Source organism: Sphingomonas bacterium (assembly GCF_903644135.1).
Lineage (GTDB): Bacteria > Pseudomonadota > Alphaproteobacteria > Sphingomonadales > Sphingomonadaceae > Sphingomonas.
Window position 1 is genome coordinate 1 of the sequence record NZ_CAHJXA010000070.1, and the last position, 10,167, is coordinate 10,167.

8 protein-coding genes and 1 pseudogene are annotated in these 10,167 nt (G+C 64.3%); 6 read left to right on the forward strand and 3 right to left on the reverse strand.

Annotated elements, in window-relative coordinates:
- Positions 1-952 (reverse strand): annotated as a pseudogene (locus HUU96_RS05640) (IS3 family transposase); the annotation flags it as partial.
- A 66-nt stretch (positions 953-1,018) separates the two neighbouring features.
- On the opposite strand from HUU96_RS05640, the gene HUU96_RS15085 reads away from it, so the two are divergent.
- Positions 1,019-1,261 (forward strand): PEPxxWA-CTERM sorting domain-containing protein, encoded by a 243-nt coding sequence (locus HUU96_RS15085; RefSeq protein ID WP_254605034.1) that lies wholly within the window; start codon positions 1,019-1,021, stop codon positions 1,259-1,261.
- Positions 1,262-1,270: 9 nt separating this feature from the next.
- Here HUU96_RS15085 and tnpB read toward each other — a convergent pair whose 3' ends face one another.
- Together tnpB and HUU96_RS05655 are read right to left on the reverse strand one after the other, a co-directional pair.
- Positions 1,271-1,459, reverse strand: coding sequence for an IS66 family insertion sequence element accessory protein TnpB (tnpB, locus tag HUU96_RS05650; protein ID WP_174291871.1), 189 nt, complete (start codon positions 1,457-1,459; stop codon positions 1,271-1,273).
- Complete coding sequence (locus HUU96_RS05655; protein ID WP_174291872.1) at positions 1,456-1,791, reverse strand: transposase; 336 nt, start codon at positions 1,789-1,791, stop codon at positions 1,456-1,458. Before HUU96_RS05655 ends, tnpB begins: the two co-directional genes overlap by 4 nt.
- A gap of 348 nt (positions 1,792-2,139) precedes the next feature.
- On the opposite strand from HUU96_RS05655, the gene HUU96_RS05660 reads away from it, so the two are divergent.
- The 5 genes from HUU96_RS05660 to HUU96_RS05680 form a co-directional block, all read left to right on the forward strand.
- On the forward strand, positions 2,140-7,005 hold the full coding sequence (locus HUU96_RS05660) for a beta strand repeat-containing protein (protein WP_174291873.1): 4,866 nt from the start codon (positions 2,140-2,142) through the stop codon (positions 7,003-7,005).
- Entirely contained in the window at positions 7,002-7,406 is a 405-nt protein-coding gene (locus HUU96_RS05665; protein ID WP_174291874.1) for a hypothetical protein, read from the forward strand. The genes HUU96_RS05660 and HUU96_RS05665 overlap by 4 nt, the downstream gene beginning before the upstream one ends.
- 11 nt (positions 7,407-7,417) lie before the next feature.
- On the forward strand, positions 7,418-7,702 hold the full coding sequence (locus HUU96_RS05670) for a hypothetical protein (protein WP_174291875.1): 285 nt from the start codon (positions 7,418-7,420) through the stop codon (positions 7,700-7,702).
- Between the two features lie 99 nt (positions 7,703-7,801).
- Positions 7,802-8,452: an ECF-type sigma factor gene (locus HUU96_RS05675; RefSeq protein WP_174291876.1), complete on the forward strand. Its 651-nt coding sequence runs from the start codon at positions 7,802-7,804 to the stop codon at positions 8,450-8,452.
- A gap of 113 nt (positions 8,453-8,565) precedes the next feature.
- Positions 8,566-10,167, forward strand: a 1,602-nt coding sequence (locus tag HUU96_RS05680; RefSeq protein ID WP_174291877.1) for a serine/threonine-protein kinase, incomplete at its 3' end; no start/stop codon positions are given.

Below are 10,167 nucleotides of genomic sequence, written 5' to 3' on the forward strand. Positions count from 1 at the left end.
CCGATCCGAACGCCGCTTCTTGCCGCCCATCCACGCCTCCGTTTTTTGAAGCGTTGCGACGACCGGTTGAGTCCGCCTTGGCTGCCCTGATCCGAGTGGTGCAGCAGCGCATCGGGCTTTCCGCGTCGCCAGATCGCCATCATCAGCGCATCGGTCACGAGCTGGGCGGTCATGGTGTCGCTCATCGACCAGCCGACCGCACGGCGCGAAAACAGGTCGATGACGACAGCGACGTATAGCCATCCTTCGGCGGTCCAGATGTAGGTAAAGTCCGCGATCCACCTCTGGTTGGGCGCCTCGGCGGTGAACTGGCGGTCGAGAATGTTGTCGGCAATGACCGACCGCAGACCATCGTCCTTGGGCAGGCCACGACGTCGCGGACGCGCCCTCAGGCCTTGCACACGCATCAGCCGTTCGATGCGATGCAGACCACATGACAGGCCTTCGGCCAGAAGATCGTGCCAGACCCGGCGCGCACCGTACGTCCGATAGCTGGAGATGAAGCTGGCGCGCACCTTGGCGCCGAACTCCTCATCGCTGCGGGCGCGGGCACTGGGTGCCCGAACCAGCCAGGCGTGAAAGCCGCTGCGCGAAACACCGAGCGCCTCGCAGATCCATGATACCGGCCAGATCCCTCGGTGCTTCGCTACGAACTCGAACCTCATATCGAGTCCCTGGCGAAGTAGGCCGCCGCTTTTTTTAGGATGTCGCGCTCGGCCTTCATCCTGGCCAGCTCGCGGCGCAGCCGCTCAATCTCCTGCTGCTCCGGCTTCATCACGCCGTGACCGGGGAATGCCGATCCCGGGTCAGCCTGCTGCTCGCGCACCCACTTGCGCAGCACGTTCTCGTGCAGATCCAAATCGCGGGCGGCCTGTGACACCGATACCCCGCGTTCCCGCACCAGCTTCACAGCCTCGAGCTTGAACTCGCGGCTGAACTTCCGTCGTTGCATCTCCATCCTCCAGTTCCAAAAACACCTTATCTTGGTGTCCACGAAACCGGCAGCAGCTCAGAGTGGTTGATCGACACCTCGTTCGTCTATGACCCGGTTGCCAAACTGACCCGTTTCCACGCGACCAACCCTGCTTATGAAGGTGTGGATTCGGATCACCCTTCACCTTTTCTCGATGTGCTGTTCGTCGGGGCCGCGAGAACGGCAGTTCCAGAACCAGTGACCTGGGCAATGATGATTGCGGGCTTCGCTGCTATCGGCTTTGCGATGCGCCAGCGCAGGCCGGAGACTGTCGCAGTTCCGGTCTGAGGGCTCTTGTCAATCGAATGTGGCAGGTAGAGCACCTTCACCAGGTCGCCGCGTCGCCCGGAAGATGTACAGATCGCCCGCCTGCGGGTCGCGCTTGAGACCCTGCTGCACTTGCAGCGCTAGCCCGAACATGCCCCGGTGCATGTCCGTGCAGCCGGTCGCCAGCCAGATCCGCACGTCGCTGCGGTGCGGGATCATCGCCTCAGCGACCGCATCACCGCCGACACCAGCGCGGGCGAGGCGTTCGCCGCGATCCGCAGCGCCGCCCCGCCAAGCTCCACTACGATCGTCGGTTGCTCAGCCGCGGATAGCGGCTCTGGGCTCACGGTCACCGCCGCGACCGCCGTCGCCGCAGGGGTGACTAAGTCGCGCCGCCACCGACACAACTGGCTCGGCCGCAGCTCCGCGCGCCGCGCTATCTGCGCCACACCCGCGCCCGGCTCGCATGCCGCTGCCGCCAGCGCCCGCTTCTGCTCGTCCGACCAGAGCCGGTGCCGCTCCACGCCCGAGATCACCGTCACCTGGCTCATCGCACCGTCGCTAACACCGGTGCAAACACCGTTGCTTGCACCGGTGCTACGTCAGCGACCCGCTTCCGCACGGCAAGGCGGATCCTGCCGAAGGCTTACATTGCGGTCACCTAGTTGCCCGAGGTGATCCGCTCCTAGCGACGATGTTCTGCGCCTCCCACTGTCGCTAAAGACTTGCTGTTCGACCGCAAATTGCCACCTCAACAAAGAAGTGAATAATTTATTAACGCATGTGACAGGTTTCATTTCCAGCCGACGATTCCATTACTGACGGGCCTATCGATCAAACGACTGACCCGGTGAGGCAGGCGCATGTGTGCTTGCGGATGACATTGGGGGAAATACCGTATGCGCCGTCCTGCCCTGCTCCGCCGTTTGGCGCTTTCCACCACCGCGCTCGCGTTCATCGGCGGCGGCAGCGGGGCCGGGCAGGCGGCAAGCTGCACTTGGAACGGCGGTAACGGCGATTGGTCGAATGCGGCATTTTGGGACTGCGGCGTCGTTCCGGGCGCGAGCGACGTGGTGCGAATCGATGCAAAGCCGGGCACTGTGTCGTTCGTCACCATTTCCAACAGCGGTCAGAGCGCCAGCACCGTGACGTTGGACAGCGGCGACACGCTTTCGATCACCAACGGATCGCTCGGTGTTGGCGGCGGCAGTTTCGTCAACAACGGGACAATCGCGCTCAATTCCTCAAGTCAGCTGATCGGGACGGGGGGAAACCTAATGCTGACCGGCAGCGGCATCATCACGCTAAGCGACACCGGCAATGGTGGCGCGTATCTGTACGCCCAGAACGGCAATCAGCTTACAATAGGCAGCAATCAGTTCGTCTCGGGCACCGGCTATGTCGGCAACGATCAGGGAGTCGTCACCAATGCGGGGGTGATCGCTGCGACCTCGACGCAGGGTCCTCCGGGATTGGTGCTGAACTCTCAGGGCGGCAGCGGCGGGATCGGTGCCGGGAACGGCGTCGGTGCCGGCGGCACCTCCACGTTCCTCAATACCGGTATGCTCGAGGCGACCGGCGGCGGCCTGCTGCGGTTTCAGTCGGGCACGTACGAGAATCAAGGCGCGGGCACGATCCTTGCGACCGGTCACGATGCCGCCGACAACGCCTCGATCGTTTCGCTGGAAAACGATATTCGCCTCATCGGCGGCACACTGACCACCACTGACGGCGGCGTGATCTCGGCGATAAACAACGGCACCCAATTCCTGCAGGGCGTGACGCTGTCCAGCGGCAGCAACTTGACAATCATCAGCGATACGGTCCGGATCGACAACACGCTCACCAACAACGGCACGATTACGATCGGCTCGTCCGGCCAGTTGGTCGGCGAGACCGCCACTTCGGCAATCACCGGCACGGGCACGATCGTGCTCAACGACACCGGCAATGGTGGTGCGTACCTGTATGACTATAATGGCACGCAGATGACGATCGGCAGCGGCCAGACCGTCATGGGCACCGGCTATGTCAGCGTCAACCAAGGCGTCCTGACCAACAACGGGATCATCGATGCGACCTCGACGCAAGGTCCCCCGGGTCTGGTGATCGACGCACAGGGCGGCAGCGGCGGCATCGGTGCCAACAACGGCGTCGGAACCGGCGGCAACGCCGCGTTCCTCAACACCAACCTGTTGGAGGCGACTGGCGGTGGCCTGCTCCACCTCGTCAGCGGCCTCTACGAGAACCAGGGCAACGGCCGCATCCTCGCCACCGGTGCGGGCTCGACCGTGCTGCTCGACAACGACGTGCGTATCGTCTCCGGCACGTTGAACAGCACCAACGGCGGCATCGTCACCGCCGCCAACGGCACGCAATACCTCCAGGATGTGGCTCTCACCAGCGGCAGCAACCTCAGCTACAGCAACGACACGGTTCGGATTGACAACACGCTGACCAACAACGGCACGATTACGATGGATACCGGCGGCGTTCTGGTCGGCGAGACTGCCAAATCCGCAATCACCGGCACCGGCACGATCGTCTTGAACGACACCGGCAATGGTGCCGTATACCTGTACGATTACAACGGCACGCAGATGACGATCGGCAGCGGCCAGACTGTCATGGGCACCGGCTATGTCAGCGCCAACCAGGGCGTCCTAACCAACAACGGGATCATCGACGCGACCTCGACGCAAGGCCCTCCGGGGCTGGTGATCGACGCGCAGGGCGGCAGCAACGGCATTGGTGCCAACAACGGCGTCGGGACCAACGGCAACACCGCTTTCCTCAACAACAACCTGTTGGAAGCGACCGGCGGTGGCCTTCTCCACCTCGTCAGCGGCCTCTACGAGAACAGCGCGACCGCTCAGATCAGCGCGATCGGCACCGGCTCAACCGTGCTGCTCGACAATGACGTACGCATCCTTGGCGGCACCATCTCGTCGAGCGGCGGCGGTACCGTCGTCGCGGCCAACGGCACGCAATACCTCCAGGACACGACGCTGGGTACCGGCAGCAATCTTGGCTACAGCAACGATACGGTCCGGATCGACAACACGCTGACCAACAACGGCACAATCACGATCGGCACCGGCGGCGTTCTGGTCGGCGAGACCGCAGCGTCGGCGACGCAGCCGGGCGGGTCGACGCTCGCCGGCACCGGCACGGTGGTGCTGAACGACGCGGGCAACGCTTACCTTTATGCCTTTAACGGCTCCCAGCTGACGGTCGGCAACGGTCAGCTGATTTTCGGGAGCGGCCAGATCGGCCTCAACCAGGGCGTAATCGACAACCGCGGTAATATTTTGTCCAATGGCGCGATCACAATCGACGCGCAGGGCGGCTCGGGCGGGATCGGCGCGGGCAACGGCCTCGGCTCTGGAAGCAACGTTGCTTTCTACAACGACAATGGCGGCCAGGTGCAGGCGAACAACGGCGGCACGACGCTGACGCTCGTCAGCGGCCTGTACGAGCAGGCGGCGGGCGGCTCATTCTCGGCCGGGGCTGGCAGCAGCTTCTACATGGACAACGACAGCAACCTTGCAAATCTCCAGTCGGACGGCGTGCTCAACAAGGGGCTTTATTTCGCCTTCGCCAATGGCGCGATGACGCTGCGCTCAAACCAGACGAGCGCGATCACGACGATCGGCACCAACAATCCGGGCACCGACACGATCGTTACTCTGTCCGGGACTGGATCGGTAATCCAGGTAACGCCGAGCGGCGGCGGCGCGGTGACGACGATCGATCAGTCCCTGCAGAGCATCGCTCAGTCCGGTGAGCTGGTCCTGTCAAACGGCCGCAGCTTCACCGCGGCGAGCGGCGGCTTTACCAACGCCGGCACGCTGGCGCTGGACAGCGGCGCGACGTTCACCGCAACCGGACTCGCCAACAGCGGGTTGGTCACCGGCAACGGGACGCTCGCCGCCCCGATCACCAACAGCGGCAGCGTCGTCGCCAACGGTGGTACCCTCAACAGCCTGGCGATCACCGGCACCACCGGCGCGATCCAGTCAAACACCGGCGCGACGCTCAGCCTTGCCGATGCAGGTGCATCGTCGACGGCGGGGTTCCTGGTCAACAATGGAGCGTTGGCGCTTGGCGACAACAACGTCACGGTGACGAGCGATTATCAGAACGCCGGTTTCGGTTCGGGTAGTGCCTTCAACGTGCGGGCCAACGTGGCCGGCAGCGGCCTGATCCTTGCCGCCAGCGCGACGCAGGACCTGTCCGGACCGGGCCTTAGCGGCTCCACCCTCAACGTCGGCAACGTTCGCCTCGGCAATTCCAGCTCCACGACGCTTACCATCACCAACAACGGCACGCTGACGACGCTGCGCGGCGCGGTGGAAAGCCCGTCCAGCAACACCGTCAACATCTCCAGCAGCAACTTCGTCGTGGGGCCGAATGGCGGCAAGACCACGGTCACGCTGTCGTACACCGGCACTCAGGCGGGCTCGTTGCAGGGGCAGACGATTACCGTCGCCAACAATTTCGACAATGTCGCCGATCAAAGGCTGCAGATCACCGGCGCTGCCTACAACCCGGCGTCGGCCAGCCTGTCGCCCAACCCGGTGCAGCTCGGTGCCACACGCGTCGGCGGCACCCTGTCGGGCAACGTCTCGATTACCAACACTGCGCCCGCCGGCCAATATTCCGAAAGCCTGGCCGTGACAGGAGCGACGGGCAGCGGCGGCGCTACCGGCACCACCCCCGCCGGGTTGATCGGCGCGGGGGCTAGCGCCGTCTCGACGGTGATGCTCGATACTCAGACCTCCGGAACCAAGAGCGGCTCGGTGACCTATGCACTGGTGACCGACGGCACCGGTACCAGCGATCTCGCCCAGGCGGCGCTGCCCAGCCAGACGGTGACCGTAACCGGCAAGGTCTACCAGATCGCCGATCCTCGCTTGGCGTCCACCAACGTCACCTTTGCAACGGTGCGGCAGGGGTCGACGCCGATACCGACGGCAATGCTTGCCGTCACCAATTCGGCGAACGGGCAACTGAACGACTCGCTCGTGACCTCGGTCAACAGTACGCCTAGCGGCATCGCCGCAACCGCACCCGGCGCGCTTGCCGGTGGTCAGTCGGGCAACGTCGTCTTCACCGAAAGCACTGCCACCGCCGGGGTATTCTCAGGAACATCGCAGCTTGGCTTCAGCTCGAACGACAGCGATCTGGGGACGCTGGCCCTGCCTGGGCAGTCGGTGACGGTGGGCGGGACCGTAACCCAGCTCGCGGTGGCGCAGTTGCTGAAAAATGCGGGCAGCGGCACCTTCTCGGGCAGCGGCACTACCTACACGCTCGACTTCGGCAACATCATGGCCGGTGCCGGCGCGGTCAATGCCAATCTCGCCGTGCTCAACGCGATCATGAACTCGGCCTATGGGGAGACACTGGGCGGCACCTTCGGGTCGTCGGGCGGCACCGGCTACAGCTTCGCAGGCATGACGTTCGCCGGCCTCGCCGGTGGGAGCGAAGACACGGGCAATATCCTGACGTTTGACTATTCGGGGCTGGGCGACGGTGCTTATACCGACATTCTCACGCTGAACGACTATAGCAGCTATGCTGGCCTGTCGGACATGGCTCTTGCGCCGATCCGCGTGAACGTCACGGCGCAGATCTTCGGGGCGGGCGGCACTGCCCCTGGTGCGGTGCCGGAACCGGGCAGCTGGGCGATGATCATCGCCGGGTTTGGGGCGTTGGGCGTTTCCTTGCGCCGCCGCCGACGCATGGTGGAAGCAACCGCATGAACGCGGCTGACACCATGGTGCCGCCGATTGCAGCCGGACGGCGACGTCAGGGGAGCGAAATCATGCGCAGCGACACCGCCGCCCTTCGCTACAACCGGGTCCAGCTCGCGCTGGGCATCGTTGCCATCGCCGCGGCGACTGTGCTGATCCTCCTCGGCGTGCTCAACCGGTCGCTTCAGGCGGACGTGGCGGCTGGTCAGGCGCGGATTACCAATGCCCAGGCGGCGGCGAACGTCAACAACACGCTCATTCGTCTGCTCGCCAAAGCGGCGGCGGAGAAGAATGACGACAAGATTCGTGCGCTGCTGTCCCAGAACGGGATCTCGTTCCGCGAAGCTACGCCGGGTGCATCCGATCCGGCGGCGGGCGGTGTTACCGCAAGTCCTGCAGCAATCAAGTAGAGGAAGTGGCAATGCGCCAGGACGGACGGTTTGGTATCCTGCTTTCCCAAGCAGCGCTCTGCTTAGTGCTGATCGCCAGCGCGGTCGACCAGCTGCGCGTGCATGGCGATCTTGCCGACAGCGTCGCGCGCCAGCAGAAGAACAACGAACTGATCGGCAAGATCGATAACCAGCTCGATGCGCTGGCGCGGGGTACGCAGGCGCTGGCTCAGAGTGGCGACGCCAATGCCGCCGCCGTCACCGCCACGCTCGCGGCAAGCGGCGTTCACATCAACGCCGGGTCGGCGCGTCGATAGGCTGGAACCCTGCAGGCGACCCTCTCTCAACCTGCTTTCGGTCGTTGGTATGGCCGGTAATCCGTCCTGTGTGCGTATGGTCACGCTATCGTAAGCTCCTTGACCTATGAATTGCCGGTCACCAGCCGACCGGTACCCTTCGTGCCGCCCCGCTCATTGCGTCTTGCTCCAGGGCGAGAATCGGGGAACAAGCCGGTGCGGAGGTCCGGCATGCCCTTGGACGCAGGTTTGGAAGAGAGTGCCCTCACCCGGTTCGACCATCGTCTGCTCGCCGCCTATTATGACGAGTTTCGCAACATCTCGCGTCGCATACTGAAGAGATCGGGCAGTCAGATCACTATCCAGCCTACCGACTTGGCGCACGAGGCAGCAATGCGTCTGCTCAGAGCCAACAATATTGTCGTCAAGGACGAGACGCATTTTCTCGCGCTCAGCGCTCGCGTGATCCGGACGACGCTAATCGACGAGGTTCGCCGCCGCCGTGCCGCCAAACGTGATGTCGCCCTTGTCACCTGTTGGGACGAGGAGGCCGGCGAAAGGAGCGTTGTCGATTTCGAGGTTTTTGATCGGCTGATCGAGCGGCTGGAGATCATCGACGCCGACGCGGCAACCGTTGTCCATCTGCGCTTTTACGTCGGCCTGACGATGGCGGAGATTGCCGGAGAGCTGGACGTTTCCGAAAGCACTGCGGTGCGCCGCTGGCGGGTAGCGCGCGCGTGGCTGCTGAAGGAATTGAGCGCAGCTGGCTGATGCGGATCGCGCTTGAGCAGCAAGCGCTTCGCCTGTTCAGCGAGCTGCTCGATCGCCCGCTCGAGACGCGGACGGCGTGGCTAGCCACCACTACCCGCGGCAATGCGCCGCTATTGCACGCCGTCACCGCGCTGATCCATGCCGATCGACAATCGGGGGTACTGCCCACCGTGCCGCCGACCAGGAACGATGGCGGGGAAGCCACGCCGCCCGAGAGCGATGCCGACATCGTTCCTGAGCGGCTCGGAAACTATCGATTGGTGACGGTGCTGGGGCAGGGGGGCATGGGCATCGTCTATCTCGGCGAGCGAGCCGACGGCCTGTTCGACCAGCGCGTTGCGGTGAAGCTCATCCGTCGCCAACTCGGCACCCGCGGTGCTGCGGCGTTCGACGCTGAACGGCGGCTGCTCGCACGAATGGAGCATCCCAACATCGCCCGGCTGATCGATGGCGGTGTTGCGGCCGATGGGCGGCCCTGGCTTGCGATCGAACATGTCGCTGGCGTGGCGATTGATGCTGCCGGCCTCGGCCGCCCGCTCGCCCAACGCGTCGGCCTCTTTCTGCAGGCGGCGAGGGCGACGCGGTTCGCTCATGGGCAGCTCGTCGCGCACGGGGATATCAAACCGGCGAACATCCTGGTGACCGGCGACGATCAGGCCAAGCTGCTCGATTTCGGCGTCGCTCGGCTGATCGGCGCGGCCGGTCCCGAAGCGGTGCGCTCGTATACGCCGGGGTTCGCCAGTCCCGAACGAGTGGCGGGCGCGCCGCCAAGCGTTCTGGACGACGTCTTTGCGCTTGGCCGAACCCTGGCGGCGATCGTCGGCGACAGTGCCGATATCGAGCTGACCGCGATGGTGGCGTGCGCGACCGCGTCTGAGGCGCGCCGCTATGCCAGTGTCGAGCTGTTGATCAAAGATCTAGAGAACTGGCTGGAGCGACGTCCCGTTGTCGCGATGGGCGGCGGTAGTGCGTATCGTGCTCGTAAGTTTGTCCAGAGACATCGTTTCGGCGTCATTGCCAGCCTGCTGGCGATCGTCGGGCTGATCGGCGCGGGAATAGTTGCGGAAACCAACCGTCGGCAGGCCGAGCGGGCTCGGACAGTGGAGGCGCTGCGCTTTGCCGATGCTCACCGTACTGCCCATTATCTCATGTTCACCTTGCTCGACCGGCTCGAGCACCGGCCGGGGACGCTACGCTTGCGGACACAGGTTGCCGCCGTCGCGCAGCGCTACCTCGATCGGCTGGCGGCCAGTCCCGGGGCTACTCGTGATGTGCGGCTCGATGTTGCCAAAGGCTATTTGCAGGCAACCGTCACCGCTGGTATGAGCAACTCGCCCAATTTGGGCGACGTTAATCTCGCGATGCATGACCTCGCGAGTGCGCAGGCCATGCTCGCGCGCCTACGCCAGGAAGAGCCGCATTGGCAGGCGCTGGCCGATCCTGTGGGCCGCGCCGCCTCGCTCGAATGCCAGAATCAGCTCTATGGCGCACACGATGCGAGACAGGCGGTGGAAACAGGGCGGCATGGAGTTGCCACCGTTGACTCGATCCTCGACGACCCCGCGGCACGTCGGATCGCTAATTGGTCGACCCGCATCTGCATCGGCGATGCCTTGGTCTGGCTCAATCGCAGCGATCGGGCGATCCGTATCCATCCGGCGAAGGCCGCGGCGAGGTCAGCTGTCTTTCATGAACTCGATGCGGCGGTCGTCGAG